Source organism: Brevundimonas variabilis (genome assembly GCF_014199945.1).
Classification (GTDB): Bacteria; Pseudomonadota; Alphaproteobacteria; order Caulobacterales; family Caulobacteraceae; genus Brevundimonas; species Brevundimonas variabilis.
In genome coordinates this window covers 321,165-344,580 of record NZ_JACHOR010000002.1, presented here as the reverse complement: position 1 = coordinate 344,580, position 23,416 = coordinate 321,165, and the positions used below count along the sequence as shown (strand labels likewise).

General features: G+C 66.4%; 25 protein-coding genes and 1 pseudogene. 11 read left to right on the top strand and 15 right to left on the bottom strand.

Annotated elements, in window-relative coordinates:
* Position 1: 1 nt before the first annotated feature.
* From GGR13_RS06335 to GGR13_RS06310, 6 genes are all read left to right on the top strand, one after another.
* Complete coding sequence (locus GGR13_RS06335; RefSeq protein WP_183212655.1) at positions 2 to 151, top strand: hypothetical protein; 150 nt, start codon at positions 2 to 4, stop codon at positions 149 to 151.
* Between the two features lie 250 nt (positions 152 to 401).
* Positions 402 to 764: a copper homeostasis periplasmic binding protein CopC gene (gene copC / locus GGR13_RS06330; RefSeq protein WP_183212654.1), complete on the top strand. Its 363-nt coding sequence runs from the start codon at positions 402 to 404 to the stop codon at positions 762 to 764.
* A gap of 6 nt (positions 765 to 770) precedes the next feature.
* Positions 771 to 1,706: a copper homeostasis membrane protein CopD gene (copD, locus tag GGR13_RS06325; protein WP_183212653.1), complete on the top strand. Its 936-nt coding sequence runs from the start codon at positions 771 to 773 to the stop codon at positions 1,704 to 1,706.
* A gap of 79 nt (positions 1,707 to 1,785) precedes the next feature.
* Complete coding sequence (locus GGR13_RS06320; RefSeq protein ID WP_183212652.1) at positions 1,786 to 2,067, top strand: hypothetical protein; 282 nt, start codon at positions 1,786 to 1,788, stop codon at positions 2,065 to 2,067.
* A gap of 20 nt (positions 2,068 to 2,087) precedes the next feature.
* The gene (locus GGR13_RS06315) at positions 2,088 to 2,504 is read left to right on the top strand and encodes a Spy/CpxP family protein refolding chaperone (protein WP_343060303.1); all 417 of its coding nucleotides are present in this window, start codon (positions 2,088 to 2,090) and stop codon (positions 2,502 to 2,504) included.
* Positions 2,505 to 2,512: 8 nt separating this feature from the next.
* Positions 2,513 to 3,076: an RNA polymerase sigma factor gene (locus GGR13_RS06310; protein ID WP_183212650.1), complete on the top strand. Its 564-nt coding sequence runs from the start codon at positions 2,513 to 2,515 to the stop codon at positions 3,074 to 3,076.
* Positions 3,077 to 3,245: 169 nt separating this feature from the next.
* Here the strand turns inward: GGR13_RS06310 and GGR13_RS16740 are convergent, their stop codons facing one another.
* From GGR13_RS16740 to GGR13_RS06290, 4 genes are all read right to left on the bottom strand, one after another.
* A complete protein-coding gene (locus GGR13_RS16740; RefSeq protein WP_183212649.1) occupies positions 3,246 to 3,806 on the bottom strand; it encodes a copper resistance CopC family protein in 561 nt (186 codons plus the stop codon).
* A gap of 50 nt (positions 3,807 to 3,856) precedes the next feature.
* A complete protein-coding gene (locus GGR13_RS06300) occupies positions 3,857 to 5,218 on the bottom strand; it encodes a multicopper oxidase family protein (protein ID WP_221230443.1) in 1,362 nt (453 codons plus the stop codon).
* On the bottom strand, positions 5,215 to 6,708 hold the full coding sequence (locus GGR13_RS06295) for a TolC family protein (protein WP_183212648.1): 1,494 nt from the start codon (positions 6,706 to 6,708) through the stop codon (positions 5,215 to 5,217). The genes GGR13_RS06300 and GGR13_RS06295 overlap by 4 nt, the downstream gene beginning before the upstream one ends.
* Before the next feature lie 173 nt (positions 6,709 to 6,881).
* On the bottom strand, positions 6,882 to 9,248 hold the full coding sequence (locus tag GGR13_RS06290) for a heavy metal translocating P-type ATPase (protein ID WP_183212647.1): 2,367 nt from the start codon (positions 9,246 to 9,248) through the stop codon (positions 6,882 to 6,884).
* A 101-nt stretch (positions 9,249 to 9,349) separates the two neighbouring features.
* On the opposite strand from GGR13_RS06290, the gene GGR13_RS06285 reads away from it, so the two are divergent.
* The 3 genes from GGR13_RS06285 (at position 9,350) to GGR13_RS06275 (ending at position 11,331) form a co-directional block, all read left to right on the top strand.
* Entirely contained in the window at positions 9,350 to 9,625 is a 276-nt protein-coding gene (locus tag GGR13_RS06285; RefSeq protein ID WP_183212646.1) for a metal-sensitive transcriptional regulator, read from the top strand.
* 63 nt (positions 9,626 to 9,688) lie between these two features.
* The gene (locus tag GGR13_RS06280; RefSeq protein WP_183212645.1) at positions 9,689 to 10,117 is read left to right on the top strand and encodes a DUF305 domain-containing protein; all 429 of its coding nucleotides are present in this window, start codon (positions 9,689 to 9,691) and stop codon (positions 10,115 to 10,117) included.
* Between the two features lie 86 nt (positions 10,118 to 10,203).
* A complete protein-coding gene (locus tag GGR13_RS06275) occupies positions 10,204 to 11,331 on the top strand; it encodes an acyltransferase family protein (RefSeq protein ID WP_183212644.1) in 1,128 nt (375 codons plus the stop codon).
* A gap of 205 nt (positions 11,332 to 11,536) precedes the next feature.
* Here GGR13_RS06275 and GGR13_RS06270 read toward each other — a convergent pair whose 3' ends face one another.
* From GGR13_RS06270 to GGR13_RS16960, 3 genes and pseudogenes are all read right to left on the bottom strand, one after another.
* On the bottom strand, positions 11,537 to 11,773 hold the full coding sequence (locus tag GGR13_RS06270; protein WP_183212643.1) for a hypothetical protein: 237 nt from the start codon (positions 11,771 to 11,773) through the stop codon (positions 11,537 to 11,539).
* Between the two features lie 27 nt (positions 11,774 to 11,800).
* Positions 11,801 to 12,292: a YybH family protein gene (locus tag GGR13_RS06265; RefSeq protein ID WP_183212642.1), complete on the bottom strand. Its 492-nt coding sequence runs from the start codon at positions 12,290 to 12,292 to the stop codon at positions 11,801 to 11,803.
* A gap of 79 nt (positions 12,293 to 12,371) precedes the next feature.
* Positions 12,372 to 12,683, bottom strand: a pseudogene (locus GGR13_RS16960) (four-helix bundle copper-binding protein); the annotation flags it as partial.
* Between the two features lie 284 nt (positions 12,684 to 12,967).
* Here GGR13_RS16960 and GGR13_RS06260 point away from each other — a divergent pair.
* Positions 12,968 to 13,555: an SRPBCC family protein gene (locus tag GGR13_RS06260; RefSeq protein WP_183212641.1), complete on the top strand. Its 588-nt coding sequence runs from the start codon at positions 12,968 to 12,970 to the stop codon at positions 13,553 to 13,555.
* A 190-nt stretch (positions 13,556 to 13,745) separates the two neighbouring features.
* Positions 13,746 to 14,300 carry an SRPBCC family protein gene (locus tag GGR13_RS06255; RefSeq protein WP_246347719.1) on the top strand — a complete coding sequence of 185 codons (555 nt, stop codon included), beginning with the start codon at positions 13,746 to 13,748 and terminating at the stop codon, positions 14,298 to 14,300.
* Between the two features lie 220 nt (positions 14,301 to 14,520).
* On the opposite strand, the gene GGR13_RS06250 is transcribed toward GGR13_RS06255, so the two are convergent.
* From GGR13_RS06250 to GGR13_RS06215, 8 genes are all read right to left on the bottom strand, one after another.
* On the bottom strand, positions 14,521 to 14,940 hold the full coding sequence (locus GGR13_RS06250; protein WP_183212639.1) for a hypothetical protein: 420 nt from the start codon (positions 14,938 to 14,940) through the stop codon (positions 14,521 to 14,523).
* A 101-nt stretch (positions 14,941 to 15,041) separates the two neighbouring features.
* Positions 15,042 to 15,704, bottom strand: a complete 663-nt coding sequence (locus tag GGR13_RS06245; protein ID WP_183212638.1) for a thioredoxin domain-containing protein — start codon at positions 15,702 to 15,704, stop codon at positions 15,042 to 15,044.
* A gap of 4 nt (positions 15,705 to 15,708) precedes the next feature.
* Positions 15,709 to 16,347, bottom strand: a complete 639-nt coding sequence (locus GGR13_RS06240) for a DsbA family protein (RefSeq protein WP_183212637.1) — start codon at positions 16,345 to 16,347, stop codon at positions 15,709 to 15,711.
* A 73-nt stretch (positions 16,348 to 16,420) separates the two neighbouring features.
* Positions 16,421 to 17,758: a M23 family metallopeptidase gene (locus GGR13_RS06235; RefSeq protein WP_183212636.1), complete on the bottom strand. Its 1,338-nt coding sequence runs from the start codon at positions 17,756 to 17,758 to the stop codon at positions 16,421 to 16,423.
* 79 nt (positions 17,759 to 17,837) lie between these two features.
* Positions 17,838 to 18,746, bottom strand: a complete 909-nt coding sequence (locus GGR13_RS06230) for a cation diffusion facilitator family transporter (RefSeq protein ID WP_183212635.1) — start codon at positions 18,744 to 18,746, stop codon at positions 17,838 to 17,840.
* Positions 18,746 to 19,711, bottom strand: coding sequence for a cation diffusion facilitator family transporter (locus tag GGR13_RS06225; protein ID WP_246347718.1), 966 nt, complete (start codon positions 19,709 to 19,711; stop codon positions 18,746 to 18,748). Before GGR13_RS06225 ends, GGR13_RS06230 begins: the two co-directional genes overlap by 1 nt.
* Positions 19,712 to 19,743: 32 nt before the next feature.
* Positions 19,744 to 20,094: a DUF190 domain-containing protein gene (locus GGR13_RS06220; protein ID WP_183212633.1), complete on the bottom strand. Its 351-nt coding sequence runs from the start codon at positions 20,092 to 20,094 to the stop codon at positions 19,744 to 19,746.
* A gap of 90 nt (positions 20,095 to 20,184) precedes the next feature.
* Positions 20,185 to 23,406: an efflux RND transporter permease subunit gene (locus GGR13_RS06215; RefSeq protein ID WP_183212632.1), complete on the bottom strand. Its 3,222-nt coding sequence runs from the start codon at positions 23,404 to 23,406 to the stop codon at positions 20,185 to 20,187.
* Positions 23,407 to 23,416: the final 10 nt, after the last annotated feature.

Below are 23,416 nucleotides of genomic sequence, written 5' to 3'. Positions count from 1 at the left end.
TATGAAACGCACTCTTACATTCGCAGGTCTGGTCCTGCTCGCCTCCGGCTCAGCCGCCCTGGCGGCGGCGCCCGATACCATTGCCCAGGCCGCCTCATCCTGCTGCGGCATGATCGCCGCCTGCTGCGAGATGCTCGCCGCCTGCTGCTAAGGCCGACCGGGGTGCCCGACCGTAAGGTCGGGCACCTTGCCGTCCCTTGAAGCGGGGGGATCGCGCGTGATGCCGCGGTCCTTTCTAAGGATCGGCGAAATCGAATGATCGGCGCACGATAGCGGGGTCTGCGGCGTTAAGCGCGCACCCGCGGAAATCCAGAGAACACAGAAGTCGATTGGTCATGAGGGATCGGGCGCTGAGGTCCGTATAACCCTATGAGCCCTTCTGGTTATTCGGAGTTTCCATCATGTCTTCCCGCAAGTTCCTGTCCCTGATCGGTGCGGCCGGCGCCCTCCTGATGGTCGCGACCCAGGCCGACGCGCACGCCCGTGTCGTCGCCTCAACCCCGGCGGCCAGCGCCACCGTCGCCTCCACCCGAGCGATCACCGTGACCTTCAGCGACCGGGTCGCCCCTGCCTTTTCCGGCCTGGACGTCGTCAATGCCGCCGGGACGATGGTCGCCGTGACATCAACCGTGTCGGACGACGGCAAGACCATCGCTGGGCGCACCGCGCGCGCCCTGGCGGCCGGTGCCTATACGGTGAACTGGCGCGCGGCATCGACCGACGGCCACCGCATGACCGGGAATTTCACCTTCACCGTCCGCTGATATCCCGTGCTCGATCTTCTGGTCATCGGGCTGCGGCTCGCCCAGTACTGCGGAGCCGTGATCTTGCTGGGGACGCCGCTTTTCCTGCTTTACGGCCTGCGCGCCCCAGATGCCTTGGCGCAGACCTGGCCAAGGCGCTTGCTAGTGGCTGCCTGTGCGGTCACGGCGCTGGCGTCCGCCGCTGGTCTGGTCGCCCAGACAGCGGTCATGGCAGGCTCGCTCGCTGAAGGCCTGAAACCGGCGTCGCTGGGCTTCATGATCACGGGCACGACCCTGGGGCCGGCCTTTCTTCTGCGGGCCGGGGTCGCGCTGGCGGCGCTGGCCGTCGTGCTGATGGCACGGCCGTCCCGACGTCAATGGATGGTTCTTGTCGTGGCCGGTCTCGTGGTGAGCGCCAGCTTCGCGTGGACGGGCCATGGCGCGGCGACAGAAGGTCCCGGCCACTATCCTCATCTCATGGGCGCGATCCTGCACAGCTGGGCCGCCGCACTCTGGCTTGGAGCCCTCGCTGCACTTCTGACCATGGCCGCGCGCCACCCGCCGGGCGATCCCCTGTCCGATCGGGTTCTGCACAAAGCCCTGCACGGATTTTCCGGCGTCGGCACACTCGCCGTGGCGGTCCTCATCCTCAGCGGCCTTGTGAACAGCTGGTTCATGGTCGGAATCGACCAGATCGGCGGGCTCGTGACGACGCCCTATGGATGGCTGCTGATCGCCAAGCTGGGCCTCTTCGGCATGATGCTGGCGCTCGCGGCCTCGAACCGCTTTTATCTCACGCCCGACATGGCTGTTGCCCTCGAGGATCCGGAGGACCTGCGCGTCGCCGTCTCCCGGCTCAAGCACAGTCTCGCAGTCGAGACGGTCGTCGCCCTGGCCTTGTTGGCGGTCGTGGCCGTGATGGGTACCCTTGCGCCGGTCTCGGCGATGGACATGGGACTGTAGGTTGGATCTTGCGGCCCGCGCCCGAGGGACCGGGCCGCGCGCTGCGTAGTGGATATATGGGCTGTGTGGAGAGTGATGAATGACACGTGATCTCGATGATCTCTTGGCGCGCATGGCTGCCCTGCCAATCGACCAGTCGCTCGACACGCTCGATGCGGACGTCTGGGCGCGCGTCGACGCCCTGCGGACCGAGCGCATGATGACCCGGTTGCGGACGGGTGCCGTCGCCGTGGCGCTTGTGATGGGACTGACGGCAGGCGGGGTCGGCGTCGTGACGGCACACAGGCCACCCGCCGAACTGTCGATCTTCACGGTCGAAGCGGGCCTGTCCCCGTTGCTCAGGATGGATGTCCGCTCGTGAGGAACGGCTGGCGCGCGATCGTGCTGACCGCGGTTCTGGCGGCGGTCGCCAGCGCGGCGGGCACCTGGATCGGGGCCAGCTGGGTCATGAGCCGCAGCGAGCCTGCGTCCTTGCACGACATCGTGCATGACGAACTGGAGCTCTCGGCAGAACAGCACGCCCGGATCGAGGTCATCGAGGCCCGGTTCGCCGCTATCCGGCCGGGGCTGGAAGCCGAGGTGCGCGCCGCCAACCAGGAGCTGGCGCGGGCCATCGAGCAGAGCGACGGCGATGGACCTCAGGTGCAGGCCGCCGTCGATCATTTCCATGTCGCCATGGGCGCGCTGCAAAAGCAGACGATTGCCCATGTGTTCGAGATGCGATCGGTGCTGACACCCGCCCAGGCCGCCGTCTTCAACGACCGGATCGTCGAAGCGCTCTCGCCGACCGAGCCCTGAGGGGCCGCATGGACAGCGGGGACCTGCCGGCTCGAGCCGCGGCCGGCGACCGCGCGGCGTTCAGTGACCTGATGCGCGAGACCCGTTCCGCGCTGTTCCGGTTCGTCCGGCGCTATGTGCGCGACGAACAGGACGCACTCGATCTCTTGCAGGAGACCTATGCCGCGGCCTGGCTCGCCATCCGGGGATATGATCCCGCACGGCCGTTCGAGGCGTGGCTCCGGACCGTCGCGCTGAACAAGTGCCGCGACTGGTCCCGGCGCCGGTTCGTGCGGCGGATCATCCGTGGCGCGACGGACCTGTCGTCGCCGCAGGCCCTGGCGGTTCCCGACGCGGCGATGGCCCCCGACGAGCAGATCGATGCCGCGCAGAGCCTGGCGCGTCTGAACTTCGAACTCAGCCGTCTGCCCCCGCATCTCAAGGAACCGCTGCTCCTGACCGCGATCGAGGGACGTAGCCAGTCCGAGGCTGCGGCTATCTTGAAGATCTCCGTCAAGGCTGTGGAGACGCGGATCGCCCGGGGCCGTAAAACGCTGGCGCTTCGATTGAGGGTCGCTTCTGACGATGGGTGATCGAGAAGCCCGTGAAGGCGATGTTCGGCATCATTTGGCTCACATAGCTGTAGGCACCCTCCAAAGGGCGCCTAGGCCATTGAGTCCTGCATCACCGGGCCGACAATCCCAGCGGACGCCTCGACTTCAATCCCGTTTGAAGTCGAGGCGTTGATCCAGACCGCGCCGATCAGTGGACCATGAAGCCGAACGTGCCTGTCATGGTGTGGTCAGTTCCAGCCGCCGTCCAGGCCACCGTATAGGTCCCGGCGGGAAGGGTCGGTACCGGCGATGTCACGCTTTCGACAGCGGTGTCGGACAGCGTCGCCGACAGCGGAATGCGCTGGCCTGCCGCATTGGTCAGACTGACCGACTGAACGATCATGGCGTGCGGCAGCGTCATGGAAATCTCGGTCGGCGAGGCGTTCAGCATCGCGCCGGCGGAAGGCGTGGAGGCCCGCAGCGCGGTTCCGGTCGGGGCAGCCACGGACATCGAACCGGACCCCTCCGCCTGGGACATTGCCGACATCTCGTGTCCGGCATGGGGATCGGCGGCGGGCGCGGCCTGCGGTGCTGCAGCCGGCATGGTGTGACCCGCGTGCGGATCCACAGCTGGCGCGCTCTGCGGTGCTGCAGCGGGCATGACGTGGCCGGCATGGGCATCGGCGGCAGGGGCGGTCTGGGCGTTTGCGGCCCCGGCGGCGAGAGCAGCGAACAGGCCCGCGGCAGCGAAGGTGGTGATCTTGATCATTGTCGTCTCCTTGAGAAGTCTGTCCCGGACATCCGGATAGGTGCGAGGGGTCAGGTGCCCCGTCGGGGTGGCGAGCCGAAGTCTGGATCGCTGCTCACCTGGCGGGCCACGGTGCCCGGCGGATGAGCGTACCAGCCCGGATCGGCGTAATCGCCCGGGCCAACGTCGTCGCGGGTTTTGACCACGGTGAACATGCCGCCCATCTCGATGTTCCCGAACGGACCCTTGCCGGTCATCATGGCCATGGTGTTGGCCGGTCCCTGGTGACCCGCATCGGTGTGTTCCTGATGTTCGGCCATCCCTTGACGACCCATCGGCAGATAGCCCGGAAGCATCTGTCGGACCCGCGCTCCGACGCCGTCCTGATCGACGCCGGTGGGATTGGGTACCTCATGGCCCATGGCGTTCATGGTGTGGTGGGCCATGTGGCAGTGCAGGGCCCAGTCGCCGGGCACGGCATCGAACTCGATGTCGCGCATCTGGCCGACGCTGACGGTCTCGGTCACCTCGCGGCGCCACTGGCTCTGCGGCCAGCGCCCGCCGTCCGAGCCGGTGACCAGGAACTCGACCCCATGCAGATGCACTGGGTGGTTCCACATCGACAGATTGCCGACACGAATACGGACCCGGTCTCCGGTGCGTGTCACCAGCGGCTCGATCGCCGGAAAGACCTTGGAGTTGAAGGTCCAGAGATCGAAATTTACCATCACCGCCGGGTCGGGCCGCCAGGTCCCCGGATGCAGCGCCCAGTTATGCAGGAGGAAGGCGAAGTCGCGGTCGATGGATTCCTTCTGGCGCGGATGGATGATGAACAGCCCCATCATGCCATAGGCCATCTGGGTCATCTCGTCGGCGTGCGGATGATACATATGGGTGCCGTGCTGGCGCAGGGTGAACTCATAGACATAGGTCTCGCCCGGTTGGATCGTTGGCTGTGTCAGCCCCCCGACACCATCCATGCCGTTGGGCAGGATCAGGCCGTGCCAGTGGACGGACGTGTGCTCGCCCAGCCGGTTCGTCACGAAGATGCGGACGCGATCGCCCTCGACCGCCTCGATGGTCGGTCCCGGCGTCGAACCATTGTAGCCCCAGCAGGTGGCGACCGTGCCGGGTCCGAACTCGTGCTGAACCTCCTCGGCCACCAGATGGAACTCCTTGACGCCGTCGTTCATCCGCCACGGTAGGGTCCAGCCGTTGAGCGTCCGGACGGGCGTGTAGCGGGGATCACGCGGCACGGCGGGAGCGGGTCCGGTCGCGATCGGGCGGCCGGGGGCACCGCGGGGCGGAGGGGCCGTTTGGCCCATCGTGCTCATGTCATGATCCTGCGCCGCGGCGCGGCTGACCGGACCGGCGACCGAGGCGACGGTCGCCACGCCCGTTGCCAGCATGATGTCTCTGCGGCTGAGGCTCATGCCCGGCCTCCATTGTGCTGGCTGTGATCGACGGTCGGCGTCGAGGCCGGTGCGGTCGCCGGAGCTATGCCGCCCTGTCCACCATGCTGGGAATGATCCACCGTCGACGCGCCGATCGGCGTTGCAGAGGAGGTGGGGGTTGCCAGAATGTCGGACACGCTGTCGGTCTGCTCCGAGACCTCCCGTTCACTGGGCAACCGCGCACCGACCAGCCGCATCAGCGCGATGCGCGCCAGCCAATAGTCCCGCACGGATTCCAGATAGCTTTGGTAGGCGTCGTATTCCTGGGTCTTGGCCTGGATGACGTCGAAGACACCGATGAGCATGAAGTTCTGCTCTTCCTGGCTGCGCACCGTCACGATCTCGCGCTGGGGCACAAGGGCGTCGCGATGGATCCGGACAATATCGCTCAGGACCCGGACACGTTCGGCTGCGAGGTCGATGCCGTTTCCCGACAGAAGCTCGATCCTCGCCAGACGCGCGCGCGCCAGTCGTAGCTGGGCGTCGGCTCGCGCCACCCGCGCCTGCCCCTGATTGAAGATGGGTAGCTCCAGGTCCAGCGTCGGCCCGCTGATCCTCGACCCATCGATCTCCTCCTCGCGCTCGAAGCCGATGGACGTATCGCCGAGCAGGCGGAAGTTGCGCGTCACGCCGGCCGCGCTGGCGGTGATCTCAGCCTCCTGGCGCGCGGCTAGAAGTTCGAGACTGGAGGTTTCAGCCATGCGGCGCAGTTCGGTCGGGTCGTCTTCTGCGGCCACGGGGAGAGGCAGGACCGTGCCCGCGCTCCAGTCGGTGTCCGTACCCCTCAGCCCGATCAGGGTGTTGAGGTCCAGTCGCGCCATCCGCGCCTCTACGGCCGCCCGGGCCGCGTCGATCCGCGCTGAGCTGGCGGCGGCCAACTCGCGATTGAGCTGGAGCTCCGTGATGTTGCCAGCGTCAAAATAGCGTTGCGACAGATCCGCCGAAACGCCGAGCGCCTCGGCCACCGCTGCCCGCATGTCAGCCACCTGCTGGGCTCCGACATAGGTGTACCAGGCGGCTTCGACATCAAGACTGACGTCCAGCACAGCGGCGGCGATCTGATAGCGGGCCCTCTGGTTCTCGAGGCGCGCCAGCCGAACCCGCGATGGAAGGACGAGCAGATCGATCAGGGGCGCTGACAGGCCATAGGTCAGCTGTTCGCCGCCTCCATCCTCGAGCGACAGGCGCGAGGCGCCGATGCGCGGATTGGCGATCTGGATTGCCTCCAGGACATCGGCACGGGCCAGCCCCAGCTCTGCGTATTGTTCCTGGAGCTGCGGACTGCGAACCATGGCCATCCGCACGGCGAGATCGGCGCTCATCGGCTGGCCCAGCCATCGCTGGACCGTCGCCTCGTCCTCGGGTGCGGCGTTCGCTTCCCAGCCCAGCTTCGGGGCCCCGCGATCGGCCAGCAGCCGGTTAATCTCGATCGTGTCCTGGGTCGGATCGACGGTCGCGCACCCAGACACTGTCGCCAGCAGGGCCAGCGCGAGGCTAGGCCGCAGCCAAGGTAATGAGCGGCTAGGTTGATGCAGGGTCGTGGGTATCGAAATGCTCGGCATAGATCTTTTTTCAGTTGGGTCTATTCTTGGTATACGCAGCATGAGCCGAAGCCCCTCTTTCGGAGCGCTGCGACCGCCTGTCACAACTTGATCGCCCTGAGCCGCAGCGCATTGGCGATCACGCTGACCGAGGACAGCGCCATCGCCAGAGCCGCCAGCGCCGGCGACAGCAACCAGCCGAACACTGGATAGAGCAGCCCCGCCGCGACGGGGATGCCTAGCGCGTTGTAGCCGAAGGCGAACAGCAGATTCTGGCGGATGTTGCGCATCACCGCCTTCGACAGGTGGCGCGCGCGCACGATCCCCTGCAGGTCGCCGCCCAGCAGGGTGACGCCCGCGCTCTCGATCGCTACGTCCGAGCCCGCGCCCATCGCCACGCCCACGTCGGCGGCGGCGAGCGCGGGCGCGTCATTGACCCCGTCCCCCGCCATGGCGACGACACGGCCCTCGGCGCGCAGCCGTTCGACCACGGAGGCCTTGTCCTGGGGCAGGACCTCGGCCTGGACCTCGTCGATCCCCAGCCTACGGGCGACGGCCTCGGCGGTGGTCCGGTTGTCGCCAGTCATCATCACCAGACGCAAACCGGCCGCCTTCAAGGCCGTGATCGCATCGGCCGTGGTCGCCTTGATGGGATCGGCGATGCCGAGGACGCCTGCGGCCTGCCCGTCCACGGCAGCGAAGATCGCGGTGGCCCCGTCGCCCCTGAGCGCCTCTGCTTCGGCTTCAAGCACCGAGACATCCACACCGAGCTCAGTCAGGAAACGCGTATTGCCCAGGGCGACCTGCTTGCCATCGACTACGCCTGAAACACCGCGACCGACCGGACTGTCGAACTCGGTGGCTTCAGACAGGCTCAACTTTCGGTCGTTGGCGCCCGACACAATAGCGTCCGCTAGAGGATGTTCGCTGCCCCGCTCCAGGCTGGCGGCCAGACGCAGCAGCTCGGCCTCGTCGTATCCGGGGGCGGTTCGGATGGCCGTGACCGAGGGCCGTCCTTCGGTCAGGGTCCCCGTCTTGTCCAGTACCAGGGTGTCGACCCTCTCGAACCGTTCCAGCGCCTCGGCATTGCGGATCAGGACGCCGGCCTGGGCCCCGCGACCGACCCCGACCATGATGGAGATCGGCGTCGCCAAACCAAGCGCGCAGGGACAGGCGATGATCAGCACCGACACCGCCGCGACCAGGGCATAGGACAGGCGCGGCTCCGGGCCGACCAGCCCCCAGACCAGCGCCGCCACCACAGCGATGGCGATCACCGCCGGCACGAACCAGCCCGACACGGTGTCGGCCAGGCGCTGGATCGGCGCGCGGCTGCGCTGTGCCTGGGCCACCATCTGGACGATCCGGGACAGCAGGGTGTCGGCTCCGACCTTGTCGGCCCGCATGACGAAGGAGCCGGTCCGGTTCAGCGAACCGCCGACCACTGCGCTACCGGCTTGTTTGGTCACGGGCATGGATTCGCCGGTCACCATGGACTCGTCGATCGATACGCGGCCGTCCAGGATCTCGCCGTCCACCGGCACCTGTTCGCCCGGCCGAACGCGCAGTCGGTCCCCAGCGACGACGAGGTCGAGCGTGACGTCCTCATCGGTCCCGTCATCCCGCACGCGGCGGGCGGTCTTGGGAGTCAGGTCCAGCAGAGCACGGATGGCGCCGGAGGTCTGTTCGCGTGCCCGCAACTCCAGGATCTGCCCGAGCAGCACCAGACCGGTGATGACCGCTGCCGCCTCGAAATAGACCGGCGCGCTGCCGTCCATGCGCAGGAAGGCCGGCGGAAACAGGCTGGGTGCCAGCACCGCTACGATGCTGTAGGCCCAGGCCACGCCGACGCCCATGGCGATCAGGGTGAACATGTTGAGCTTGCGGGTCCGCAAGGACGTCCAGCCTCGCTGGAAGAAGGGCGCCCCGGCCCACAGCACCACGGGAGTCGCCAGAGCGAACTGGATCCAGTTAGACGTCTGGCCCGGGATCCGCATCATCAGGCCCGTCAAATGCCCGCCCATCTCGAGCGCGAACACCGGCAGGGTCAGCGCCAGACCGACCCAGAAGCGACGGGTGAAGTCGATCAGCTCATGATTGACGGGAGCCTCAGCCGTCACGGTTTCAGGTTCGAGAGCCATGCCGCAGATCGGGCACGACCCCGGCCCCTCCTGGCGCACTTCGGGGTGCATCGGGCAGGTGTAAATGGCGCCAGGGATCACGGGCGCGGGTTCGGGCCTTTCGCCAAGATATTTGTCCGGCTCGGCGACGAACTTCGTTCGGCACCCAGCCGAGCAGAAGAAATGCTCGATGTTCTCGTGCGTGGCCTTGTGGGCCGTGGTGGACGGGTCGACGGTCATGCCGCAGACCGGATCGATCGCCTTGGCACCCGGCTTGTCATGGGGAACGTGAGAACAGCCGGCGTGCTTTCCATGAGTTGGGGGATGGGGGGCGTGAGGATCGGACATGGCCGCGTCTCCTGGATCGGGATGCCTGTCGCATATACCCCATTGGGGTATAGCGCAAGATACCGTCATGGGGTATAACCGCTCCGAACGGGAGGCGATCCATGCAAGTCGAAACAAAGCCCAAGGTCATCAATCGCCTGAACCGCATCGAGGGCCAGGTGCGCGGCATCGTCCGCATGGTCGAGGATGACCGCTACTGCGTCGACGTCCTCACCCAGCTCCAGGCGGTGCGTGCCGCGCTGAACCGGGTGGAGAGCGAGGTGCTCAAGGACCACCTCGACCACTGCGTCATGGGGGCCATGACCGGCGACGACATGGCGGACCGGAAGGCCAAGGCGAGCGAGCTGATCGAACTGTTGGGTCGCGCCACCCGATAGCTGCGCCAGGGAACAAAGGCCGATCCCGGTCGCTAAGGGGTCAGATTTCCAAGGATCCAGATTATGAAGCGCCTGACCCTCATCGTCGCCGCCTGCCTCATCGCGGCCGCTTGCTCGCCCCAGGCCGAACCCGCCGCCGATGAGGCCGCGAACGCCATGCCCGCGGGCGACGGGATGATGGCGGATGGCAAGATGGGCCATATGGACAAGATGGGTATGATGGCCCCCGCCGAGGGCGATAGCGAAGCCACGCGCGGCTACAAGGCCTCGATGATGACCATGATGCAGGACATGCCGGCCTACAGCGGCAACGCCGACGTCGATTTCATGAGGCAGATGCGCGGCCACCACCAGGCAGCGATCGCCATGGCGCGGGTCGAAATCGCTCAGGGCCAGAACGCCGAGGCCAAGGCCCTGGCGCAGGAGATCATCACCGCCCAGGAACGCGAGATCGGCGTGATCGACGCCTGGCTGGCCGCGAACCCCGGCTGATCCGCCGACCCGACGAGGGATAACCGCGCCCGCCGCGTAAACCACATTGGGGAGGACAATAGCCGCCTCCTCGGTTGGGACAGCGCATGACGTCGATATCGTCGGTGAGCGAGGACTATCCCTCGGACCTGAGAGCCCTGACCAGTCTGCGCGCCTTCCTGGCACTCGGTGTCGTCCTGTTTCACTACCAGCTGCAGTGGGATCCGGCGTTCGGTTTCAGCCCGATCATCGAGCGCAGCCGCTTGGCGGTCGACGCCTTCTTCCTCCTCTCCGGCTTCATTCTCGCCCATGTGTACGGCCCCGCCTTCGCGGCTGGTACCTTCAGCTACAGACGATTCATCGTCGCGCGCCTCGCGCGCCTCTATCCGCTTCATCTCGCGGTTCTGGGCGGGGTTACCATAATGGTTCTTTGTGCCGCAGCAGCCGGAGTCCGCTATGACCCTTCGACCTATACGATCGAAGGGTTCATCAAGACCTTATTCCTCGTCCAGGCCTGGTTCCCGACCGACGTCGGCTACAACTGGAGCGGCCCGTCCTGGTCCCTGTCTGCGGAGTGGTTCGCCTATCTGCTCTTCCCCGCCTATGCGCTGCTGGCGATGAAGATGCGCGCGAGGCCTGGGCTCCTCATCGCCCTCGGCGTGATCGGTTATGTCGCGATCGACGCCGTCTACGGCGTAATGGCCGGACAGGTCCTGCCCCGGGCGGAAGACAATATGGGCGTTCTCCGGATCGCCCCGGCCTTTCTGATCGGCATGGCCCTGAATGGCCTCGGTCGCGGGACCGCATGGCGTCCGTCCGTCGCGATCGCCGCCTGTGTCGCCTCGACGGTCCTGCTGCTGGCGGGCATGCAGCTGTCGCTCGACGACAGGATCATCGTCGCCCTGACCGCGCCGGTCGTGTTCTGCTGGTCCATGCTGGCCAAGACCGAGAGCGAGGGCCTCCTGGCCTCATCGCCCCTTGTCTTCGCCGGCGAAGTCTCCTTCGCGCTCTATCTGGCGCACATGCCCATTCTGGTCGCCTACAAGGGTGTCGCCGCCGAGATGCGCGGAGTCGACAGCGGCTTCACCATGACACCGGCAGAGCTTGCCGGTCTTTTCGTCGTGACGATTCTTGTCTCGGTCGCTCTGCACCTGTTCATCGAGCGGCCCGGCCGGATCGCGATCCGAAAACGGTTTGATCGCCGCCCCCCAAGCCTTCTCACCACCCCGGATTGAGGCACGCCAGGGTGTCGGTCAGATTGAGGCGGACCAGCAGCGTCATCCGCCAGAGTGCATCTACCCCCTGAAGACGGCGACAGAGGCATGGCCCCAAGGGCCGACGTTGCCTGGCGTCTATCGTCACGCGCGCTCAGGCCCGGACAGCCACCGAACCACCCTGAGGTCGGGATTGGAAAGACCGATCCCGGCTTCCAGACACAGATCATGCACACAGCAGCGCACCGCAGATGGAGTGTCCCGGAAATCGGACCCCGATCGTCCGTCCAGAAGGCGAGGAAGACCTCGCGCGGAGCCTGGCCAGAACGCGTTCGCCGCCCCAAGGCATCACCGCATGGTTGGGGGCGATGGTGCCGAGCGCATTGGTCGGCACGAATGGACGGATCAGCAGCCCCAGATACAGGTTCAGGCGTCTCAGCCAGCGATCGGATCGCTGGTTCATCGACAGGGCCAAAACGGGTACCGCTGGTCAGGCGGCCGGCGCGGCGCGCGAAGACCAATGAATATGTTTGATTCGCCAGCCGTCCGATCCCCGCGCGAGGACCATGGTCTCCACCGTCAGGCGGCTGGTCGCGCTGTTTCCTGCTTGGCCCGTGGTGGTTCCCTCGGTCAGGATCCAGGCGGTGTTCCCGGCGGCTGAACCGGACCGGCGCGTCACGGTCGACACCGAAGCCGCGGCATAGGCCGCGTCGGCCCCCAGATGGTGCGAGGCATATTCGTCGCGCGACCGCTCGGCCGCGCCCTCCTCCAACACCATCACATCCTCCGCCATCAACGCCAGGGCGGCGTCGGTGTCGCCCGCGTCCAGCGCAGCATGGAAGGCGTCGACAACACCCGCAGCCGCCTGGGCCTCCGGCATTATACTGACCAATGGATCAGGCGCGGCCTGACCGAACGCGCCGACCGGCACCAACGACCACAGGAGCGCGACGGCTGCGACAGCCAGGAGAGGACGGGACATGGCAGGACTCCAGTTCGGTGCGGAGCGAGCCTAGCCGTAACCACGCGGCGATGTCAGCCCCGGCTCGCCGCAGATCCGATCATGGCCGCGACGGCGTGATCGTCTCGGCCGCCTCGCGGCAGGCCTGCTCACACCGGCGGCAGTGCTCCGCGCAGATCCGGCAGTGCTCGTGCATTCCGGCGTGCGTTTCGCACTCGGCGGCGCAGGCTGCGCAGGCCTCGGAGCACACCTTCAGCATCCATTTGATTACCGCCTCGTTGCTGCCGGTCCTTCGCCCTGCGACCGCAGCAGTGGCCGCGCAGACATCGGCGCAATCCAGATTGAGCCGGATGCACGGGGTGAGGTCGTCGACCCTGGCCTCGCCCAGACAGGCGTCGGCGCAGGTTCGACAGGTGGCCGCACAGCCTCAGGCTTCCTCGATCGCCCGGATAAGCAGGTCGTTGGTGTTCCCCTGAACATGGGGATGGCCTCCGATCATCGCAGCGATGGGCATCGTCCTGTCCTTCCGATATGACGATGCGGGATGAACCGGTCGTCCCCCGCGAGGTTCCGGGCCGTCATCCCCTCGTGTCCGTCGCCCATCCTGGCATCGCGCGTCAGCGACGGCCCTGCCGTCGGGGTGGACGCGGGAAGACCGGAATTCCAACCTGATCTTCACGACCCGGATGGTGCCCCTTGCTGTCCGTCCCGTTCGACAGTCCCGCATGCCTGCCGCTCGCTGCGTCAGGCTGGATCATCTCCGAGGCCAGAGCCATCATGAAGCTGTTCACGAGCGACATCGTCATCGATGCGCCGCCGGAAAAGGTCTGGGACATCCTGGCCGACATTCCGGCCTATCCCGAATGGAACCGGGCCACCCGGATCGAACCGGACCGCAAGAAGCCGGACGAGATCACCTATGGTCTGACGGCCGTGCGGCCCAACGGCCAGGAACTGTCGTGGCGCCTCACCGGTCGGCTGCTCGAGCGCCGCAAGCCGGACCGGATCACCTGGCGGCTGGGCCTGCGAGGGTTCGTTTTCCTGAACATGTCCTATGCCCTGACGCCGCGCGGGACCCGGACCCATGTCCTGTTCTCGGCCGAGGTCAGCGGTCTGGTCCCGAAGATCTTTCCGAACCATTTCCCCAACCTCCTGCCCGACCCGATGTTCGGAACGATGCGCGACCTGAAGCGCCGTGCCGAAGGAGAAAAGCGCCAGGTCCCACCCCCGACCCCGTCACGCAAACGGCCCCGTCACGGCGGCCCCCCGCCGCATCGGCGATGAGTGATGACCGCGGACGTGTCGTGGCGGGCGCGCGGCGCGCCGGTCCGTCGGTGGCGAAGGTGGCGACGATCAGCCATGCTCGGGGATCAGTGGCCTGACGCAGCGCCTGCCGATAGCCTTCAGGCAAAAGGAGTGAATCGACAGCGTTCCTTGCTTGGCTTTTGGTGTGACAAGCCGGGATGATGCTAGGATGCAAGGTGTTGCGTCCTCGACGGGCGCGCGAACCCTTGAGAAGGCAGCCAGCTTGCGAAGCGTAATCAGCGCCATCGAGATCGACGCTCCGGTTGAAACGATCTGGCGTGTCCTGGACGATATCCCATCCTACCCGCAATGGAACCGATCCACCCGGCTGACGATGGACGCCAAGGATCCGGCGGCCGTGCTTTACGGTCTCACGGCGGTGACACGCAGCGGCCGGGAACAGCGGTGGCAACTCCTCGGTCGCATCAAGACACGCCGCGCGCCCGAAGAACTGTCCTGGCGGGTTGGTGTTCCGGGGTTTCTCAGCCTCTACAGTCGGTTCGCAATCTCTCCGACGGGAGCGGGGTCGCGCGTTTGCTTCACGACCGAAATTCGGGGGTTCATTCCGCTTCTGTTCGTCCGGCATTTTCCGCGCCTGTTGCAGGCCCCGATGGACGAAACGCTCGACGCGCTGAAACGCCGATGCCAGACCGCTCCGGCGCGGAAAAAGCCAGTCGCCTTGGTGAAGAAACCACGGCACGGGGGACCGCCACGACGCAGGTGACCCGTTGTCGATCGCCGCATCATGAATCCGGCAGCCTGGTCTCAATGGGCGCAAGCGAGTTCCGGACACGGTAACGTTCCAGAACTCCGACGCAGAGGCTGATTCACGCCATCGGCAGACCCGCAAAGCGGGTTCTCGACAAGCGATCAGCCTTCAAGACAGCGCCTTCGCCCGGTCACAGCGAAAAGAGGGCTCGTCACGCCCTCCTGCGCGGTGCTCACTACCATCGGCGATCATGGCGACGCTCGTGCCGACGGTCTTCGCGGCGATGCTGGCGTTCGTCCCGCCGGTGCGCCCGCCTGTCCTGACGGTAATCACCCCGATCGTAATAGCCACCGCTGTTGCCGTAGCCATAGCCTCTCGAGCGGTCGTAATAGCCGCCGTTCCCGTAGGACCCATTGTTGGAATAGTATCCGCCCTGGTTGCCATAATATCTGGGTTGGCCGCCATAGGAGTGGTTGCGGTTCGAACTCGATGCGATCGCCGCGCCGGCGAGAGCGCCGACCGCTGCCCCGATCACGACGTTGCTGCCGTTGTCGTGACGGTCGCGACCGTAGTGGGCGCTCTGGGCGGCGACAGGCGTCGCGGCCAACATCGTCATCGCCAGGCCGCTCAGGACGAGTGATTTCAAGATCCTCATGATCCTGGTCTCCTTGGTTCAATTCTCCGGGCGAAATGCCCAGGTCTAAGAGCAAAGGGCGCTCTCTGGCCTGAACGGGACGAACCCCCGACGTTCATCCCCTATTCATCCCCAACCGCAGGCGTCCGGCTCGTCGTCGTCGAGACGAGCGCCGTGTCGATCGCCGTGGACAAGGTGTCCAGCGCGCTGTCCTCGATCAGCTTTCCATTCACCAGGAACATGGGCGTGCCCCTGATGCCGCCGACGATCGCTGCCTCGACGCCGGTGCTCAGCGCGTCCTGCGTCGCCCGGTCGTTCATGCAAGCCAGAAGGTCCGATGTCGGACGCCCGGCCTTGCCCGCAGCCGCTTGCATCCAGGTGTTCGGATCGCCTTCCGCGTGCAAGGCGGCCTGCCCTTCCATAAGGGTCTTGGCCACCAAGAAAGAGTTCACAGGCGCGGCGCAACGCGCCAGGGCGGCGGCCGGCAGAGAAAGGGTCTGGGGCGATGTCGGCAGATCGCGGAACACCAGCCTGGCCTGACCCGTGTCGATGAACCGGGTCGTGAACGCCGGCAGCACGATCTGGTGCCAGGCCGCGCAATGGGGGCAGACGAACGAGGCGTATTCGATCACCGTGACCGGCGCATCGGCACGTCCAAGCACGCGGTCGGCTTCCGTCACGACGCTCAGCGCAGCGCGAGGCGCTTCGATCGGGGACTGGGCCGAGGCGGTGGTCCCGAGCATTGACATCAGCGCGAAAACGACCCCGATCTGGCGAACGATCATGGACTCAGCCCCTCAACTGGGGATCGATGACGGCGGACAGTCCGGCCAGGGACGTGTCCTCCACCTTTTTGCCGTTGATGATGAAGGTGGGCGTTCCGGTGACGCCGGCGTCCACGGCTTCACGGATGCGCTGTTCCATCGCCGAGATCGCCTGAGGATCGCTGACACAGGCTTGGAACTGGGCATCGCTCAGACCCGCGTCTGCGGCGATCCTGACGAGGCTGTCGCGCGGCGGCGTGCCCGTCGCCCACTCCGCCTGGCTGCGCATGACCTGATCGACGACCTCGAAATACTTGTCGTCGCCCGCGCATCGCGCGATCAGGAACCCCGCGACCGCGATATCCTGGGGCGCGGTCGGGAACTCGCGCAGGACGTAGCGAACTTGATCGGTGTCCACATATTTGGCCTTGAACGCCGGCCACACGGTTTCCTGCCATTCGGCGCAGTGGCCGCAGGTCACCGACGCATATTCCACCACCGTGACCGCAGCGCCCTCGGCCGCGCCGAGCGCCATGTCGCCCGTCGCGCTGGTTGCCTTTGGCGCCCCGCCACACGCCGACAGCGAGACCAGGACGGCGGCGGCCGACAGGCCGAGCGCCAGGCGACGGTTCAGGGTGGACGGACCATGGGTCTGGACGGTCATCGAGGTCTCCTATCGGGGTTGAGATCAGGGTCGCGCGATCCCGCGGCGGGCTGGCATGAGGCGGCGATCGCCCTCATATGCGACCCCTGCGGGCGTCTTGCAGCAGGCTTCGACTGCCGCCCGCCGCGACGATCCGGTCGATCCGCGCCTTCTCGGCGCGAAAGGCCGACAGATCGATTTCCTTCAGGCCGGGCGGGGGCACGACGCGCGCTTCGGACGGATCGACGCGGCGGCCCCGGTTCCAGATCTCGTAGTGAAGATGGGGTCCGGTCGATGCCCCCGTCGAGCCGACATAGGCGACGACCTGGCCCTGGCGTACGCGTTGGCCGGCGCGCAGCCCGGACGCGAACCGCGAGAGATGGGCGTAGCCCGACTCAAGGCCGTCCGCGTGGCGGATTCGCACCCAGTTGCCGTATCCGCCCCATGTCCGGGCCTCGACGACGACGCCGTCGGCGGGTGCCTTGACGGGCGTGCCCATCCCCGCTGCGAAGTCCGTCCCCTGGTGCATCTTCGCCTGCCCGGAGATCGGATGGCGTCGAGGGCCGAACGGCGACGTGGTGCGGGCACGGACGAGAGGGCTCTCGAACCCCCCGGTGCCCAAAGGCCGGCCCGCGGCGTCGAAGTATTCGATCGCACGCGCGGACGCGGGTTTGAATCCGTAGACGACCCGGCCTTTCACGGAGGCATAAAGCAGGTCGCCCGTTTCGATCGTTCGCCCGGCCTCGGTCACTGTGCGGTCGAACGCCACCACGAAATCGTCGCCCGTCTCGGGGTCGCGATCGGCTCCGAAGGAGGCCTGCGTCAGGGCTGACATCGCCCGCACGATCGGCTTGTCGACCCCGGCGACGCTCAACGAGGTGGGCAGCGACGCCTCGATTTCGCCGGTGGCCACCCGTGTCTCTCGCACCAGCGTCTCCTCGAGCGCGCGCAGACGCAGGGCACCGGCGAAGTCCCGGGTCACGGTCAACTGGGTCGTCGGCCCCGTCCGAAGGGTGAGGCCGATGACGTGGGCGTCTCCACGCGGGACCCGATGCGCCGAGATCGCGGCTTCGAACCGCTCGCCTGGGCGAAGGTCGCTCAGTCGAAAGGCGCGACCGACGGTCGCGGCCAGGGTTCGAGCTTCGGCGGCTCCCACCCCGGTCCGCTGAACGGCCTGTTCGAAGGTCTCGCCGCGTCGGAGTTCGACCGGCACCGCCGTGGGTGCCGTCAAGCCCATGGGTGCCGCAGCGGCGGCGAAGGCCCGCGTCTCGAGGACGGCCACCTGAGCCGACGTCAGCGTCGGCGGGTCATCCGCCGTCGGCGTCGCAGGAACGCGGCCGGTCACGAACGCGGCCGACATCGCGGCCGCCGCCGTCATCAGCATGACAGGCGCGAACCGGGTCGGGCGTATGCGAGGATCGAATAGGGTCATGTCGTCCTGAGGTCTGTCGACGCCGATCGGCGTCCGATCGAGCGGTCGGGGTCTTGAATGGACGGCGATGTCGCCGCGGCTAGGCATGGATACCTGGACCATGGCCCGCATTGGTCCGACCGTCGGGCGCGCCGGGTTCCAGCTGGACGGTCGCGTGCTGGATGGCATGGTCGGTCGCCAACGCCGCCAGGACGGCCAGCCTGACCGTCTCGGACGTCTGACCCTCGACAATCACGATATGGACGGACGCGTTCACATCGTCGCTGCTGACGCCCCACAGATGAAGGTCGTGCACCTCCGCCACCCCGGGAACCGACGCGATCGTCGCCCGCACGGCCTGGAGGGACAATCCCATCGGCACACCCTCAAGCAGGATGTGGGTTGTGTTCTTCAGCAGCAGCCAGGTTCGGGGCAGAACCCACAAACCGATGCCGATGGCGACCACCGGGTCGATCCATGTCCAACCGGTCAGCATGATCAGCAGCGCGCCTCCGATCACGCCGACGGAACCGAGCATGTCGGCCCAGACCTCCAGATAGGCCCCTTTGACATTCAGGCTCGCGTCCGCTCCGGACGCCAGCAACCGCATCGACACGAGGTTCACGACCAGGCCCAGCGAGGCCACGATCAGCATTCCGGTCGAACCCACGGGTTCGGGGTCGAACAGCCGCAGGACGCCTTCATAGAGGATGTAGCCGGCCACCAGGAACAGCAGCACGGCGTTGAAGGTGGCCGCCAGGATCTCGAAGCGACGATAGCCAAAGGTGCGCAGATCATCGGCGGGGCGTTGGCCGATCTTGATCGCCGCCAGGGCGATGGCCAGTGCCACCACGTCCGTCAACATGTGTGCCGCGTCCGACAACAGCGCCAGGCTCTGGAAGACAATGGCACCGACGACCTCCGCGACCAGGAAGGTCGAGGTCAGGGCGAGCGCCCAGACCATCCGACGGCTGCTGGCGCCCGCGCCGTGAGCATGATCCTTGCTCATCAGGAATGTCCCTCTGTGTGGTGATGATCCTGTCCATGGCCGGAACCGTGTTCGTGCGCGTGGCCGTGCCGGGTGTCGCCGCCCTGGCCCGAATGGGCGGTGATCGCACCCGGATCGCTACCGACGCCGATTTTCAGGCAAGGCTCCAGCGTGGCGTGATCGATCGAGAAGTCGGTCTTCAGCACTGCGCGCACTGCCGTCTTCACGGCCTGGAAGGAGTCGAGGGAATCCCCCTCGGGGACGATGTGCGCTTCCAGTGAGCGATTATGTTCATCCAGGCTCCAGACGTGGAGGTGATGCAGGCTGTGGACGCCCGGCACCGCCTGAACGGCGGCGACGATCCGGTCGAACTCCAGGTCATCAGGCATGGCTCCCATCAGGAGGCGGATGGTTTTCGGCAGCAGCGAGAACCCCTGCCACAGCACATAGGCCGAGATCACCAGGGTGATGATCAGGTCGGCGACGTAGAGGTCGTAGAAGATGATCAACAGACCCGCCGCGATCACGCCCACCGAGGCCATGGCGTCCGAGACATTGTGGAGGAAGGCGGCCTTGATGTTGAGGCTGTTCTTTGACTGGGCATAGACCAGCACGGCGGTGACGATGTCGATGACCAGCGCGATGCCGGCGACCCAGATCACGATCCAGCCGTCGATCGGCTGAGGATCGAGGAAGCGATTCACCGCTTCATAGATCAGATACAGGCCAACGATGATCAGGGTGGTCAGATTGATCAGGGCGGCGACGACCTCGGCCCTGCCGTAGCCGAAGGTCATCAGTTTGTCGGCGGGCCGTCGCCCGATCTTGCGGGCGAACAGGGCCAGGGCCAGGGACGCCGCATCGTTGAGATTGTGCAATGCGTCGGCAATGAGCGACAGCGAACCCGAGACGACGCCACCGACGATCTGGGCGAGCGTCAGAAGCACATTGACGGCGACGGCCGCGGCGAGCCGTCCGTCGTTCATGGAGTCTGTTCCGTGGTCGTGTCCCTGACCCATCAGATCGCTCCGCCCGGGCGTTGTGCGTCTGCCGGCCAACGCAGCACCTCGACCGTCTCAAGGGTAATCGGACCCAGATGCTCGAGGTCCGACAGGCTCTCCGCGAATGCGCGAAGCTTCTTTTCCTCGTCGATAACCTCGATGACGACGGACTGAACGTCGTCAAGAACGGGTCGGCGTCGGCGTTGAGGCGTGTGACCGAAGCCGACGATCGCCTCGATGACAGTTCCGCCGACGACGCCCATGGCGCGGGCGCGCGTCGCGATCACCTCATGGACCTTGTGATCCCCTTCGTAGGCGCTGTCGTCGGCGTAAATTCGGAGTCGCTTGATGTCGGTTGGCGTGGTCATCGTCTGCTCCTGACGGCGCTTGCAATGCTGGCTGCGTCTCTGGGAAACCCCGGAACGGCATCTCTGCCGCTCCGGGGCTTTCTGTTGCGGTTAGTCGTCCATGCCCTCCGCCGCCCGGTGCTTGACGGCCTTCGCGGCGAAAGTCGGCAGCACCAGGAGCGTGAGGATGGTTGCGGTGATCAGTCCGCCGATGACCACTGTGGCGAGTGGCTTCTGGACCTCAGCCCCGGCCCCGTGCGCGAGCGCCATGGGGATGAAGCCGACGATGGCCACCAGCGCCGTCGTCAGCACCGCCCGCAACCGGCTATAGGCACCCTCAAGCGCGGCGACATCGGGCGCCAGTCCCTCCTGTAGCCGTTCACGAATGGCTTGCATGAGCACCAATCCGTTCAAGGTCGCGACGCCGGAGACGGCGATGAAGCCGACCGCCGCCGACACCGAGAACGGCATGCCGCGAAGCAAGAGCGCCAATGCTCCCCCCACAAGAGCCAGGGGGACGCAGGCGAACACCAATCCCGCCTCCGCGAACGAGCCCAACGCCATGAACAGCAGGATGCCGATCAGCACGAAGACGACCGGGATCACCAGGCCCAGGCGCTGCTCAGCCCGTTGGAGGTTCTCGAACTGGCCGCCCCAGTCTAGGCGGTAGCCGACCGGCAGGGCGATCTGTGCCACCTCCGCCTGGGCCTCGGTGACGAAGCCGCCCAGATCGCGACCGCGTACATTGGCCTGAACCACCATCCGCCGACTGCCGTTCTCGCGACTGATCTGGTTCGGCCCTTCGGCTGTTTCGATCCGGGCCACCGAAGACAGCGGCACCACGACGCCGGACGCCGAGACGATCGGGAGCGCCGCCAACGTGGCGGGATCGTTTCTCGCGTCGTCGGGCAGACGCACGACGACGTCGAACCGGCGGTCGCCCTCGAAGATGCGACCGGCCTCGGCACCCCCGACGGCGGCCGAGACCGCTTCGCTGACGTCGGCGGCGGACAGGCCGTAATTCGCCGCTGCGAAGCGATCGACGCTGATGGTCAGCGTGGGCAGGCCGGAGGCCTGCTCCACCCGGACGTCGGCCGATCCCGGCGTCGCACGAAGCCGGGCCGCCACCAGTTCGGCCGTCGCCTCCAGGGTCGCGAAATCATCGCCGTACACCATCACCGCCAGGTCGGTCCGCACCCCCGAGATCAACTCGTTGAAGCGCAGCTCGATCGGCTGGCTGAACTCAAAATTATTGCCGATCTGCTGGCTGGCGACTTCCTCAATCCGGACGATGAGGTCTTCTTTCGAGAGGTCCGGGTTTGGCCACTCATCGCGATCCTTCAGAATGATCACGGCGTCCGAGATGTTCGGTGGCATCGGGTCCACCGCCGCCTCGGCAGTACCCGTCCGTGAGAAGACGGTCTCGACCTCGGGCTGGGCCTTGATGGCGCGCTCCAGGGCCATCTGCATCGCCAGGGACTGCTCCAGCGAGGCCGAGGGCACGCGCAGCGCCTGCATGGCGATGTCGCCCTCATCCAGGGTCGGAATGAACTCCCGCCCCAGCGACATGAAGGACACCACCCCGATGCCGAGTGTCACGACGGCAGCGATCAGCACGGTCGTCGGGCGCCTGACCGCTGAGGCGATGGCGGGCTCGATGCCGCGACGCGCGAACCGCAGGATGCGGGTCTCGTGCTCGACGGCCTTTCCGTCCGGCCCAAGGTGCACGGTCTTGGGATCACGCACGAGCAACGCCGTCATAGCGGGCACGAAGGTGAAGGAGAAGATGAAGGCGCCGACCAGGGCCAGCATGACGGTCGCGCCCATGGGCACGAACGTCTTGCCCTCAACGCCTTCCAGCATCAGCAGGGGCGTGAAGACCAGCAGGATGATCAACTGGCCGAAGGCAGCCGGTTTCACCATCTGCCTGGCGGCCTGCATCGCCACGCCCAGACGTTCATGGCGCGTCAGCCTGCGTCCAAGCTCACCCCGCCTCTGGGTGAGCATCAGCAGGGTGTTCTCGATCACGACGACCGCGCCATCGACCATCAGGCCGAAGTCGAGCGCGCCCAGGCTCATCAGGTTACCGCTGATGCCGAACCGGTTCATGCCAATGACGGCGAACAGAAACGACAAGGGGATCATCAGGGCGGTGACGCTCGCCGCGCGTAAATTGCCGAGCAGCAGGAACAGCACGACAATGACAAGCAGAGCGCCCTCGGTCAGGTTTCGCGCCACCGTGCCGATGGTGGAATTGACCAGCTCGCTTCGGTTCAGAACAGGTGTTGCGACCACGCTCGGAGGCAGGGAGGCGGCCACCTCTTCCAGTCGCTCGGCCGCAGCCTGGGCCACAGTACGGCTGTTCTCGCCCGCCAGCATCAGGGCCGTGCCGAGGACGGCCTCATGCCCGTCGCGGCTGGCACCGCCCAGACGCGGGGCCTGACCGATCTCGACCACTGCGACATCAGCAACGCGAACGACCAGACCGCCGCGATTGACGACCGGGGCTTGGGCCAAGTCCTCGATCGTGGTCGCCAAGGCATCCGTCCGGACGACCAAGGCTTCGCCCGCGCGCTGAACATAGCCGGCGCCGGCCTGGGTGTTGGCGCGGTCGAGCGCCTGGACCAGATCGTCCATGCCCAAGCCATATCGCGTCAGGGCGGCGGCGTCAGGACGGACGGCGTATTCCTTCACATAGCCGCCGTTGACATCAACGCCGGCCAGGCCGGGGGCCGTGCGCATCTGCGGGGCGATGATCCAGTCCTGCACCGTGCGCAGATAGGTGGCGCGCTGCTCGGGGGTGGTCAGTCTTTCGCCCTCGGGGGTCAGATAGGACCCGTCCACCTGGAAGCCGGGTTGGCCCGTCGCGACTGTGGTGTCGGCGGTGAAGGGCAGATAGTCGACCGTCCACATCAGCACCTCGCCCAGGCCCGTCGTAATCGCGGACAGGCTGGGCTCGACGTCTTCCGGCAAGTTTTCGGACGCTTGCGCCAGCCGTTCCGAGACCTGCTGCCGGGCGAAATAGATGTCCGTCTGGTCCGTGAAGATGACAGTGATCTGGCTGAAACCGTTGCGGGACAGAGAGCGGGTGCTCTGCAGTCCCGGAATGCCGGCCATGGCCGTTTCCAGCGGGTATGTGACCTGCCTTTCGATCTGTTCGGGCGCCAGGGCCGGCGCGACGGTGGTGATCTGAACCTGTCGGTTCGTGATGTCAGGAACGGCGTCGATCGGCAGCTTGGTCAGTTCGAACAGGCCAAAAGCGGCGACGATCGCCACGGCCAGGACAACAAACCAGCGGAAGCGAACGGACGCCTCAATGAGGGCTTTAAACATGATCCATCGC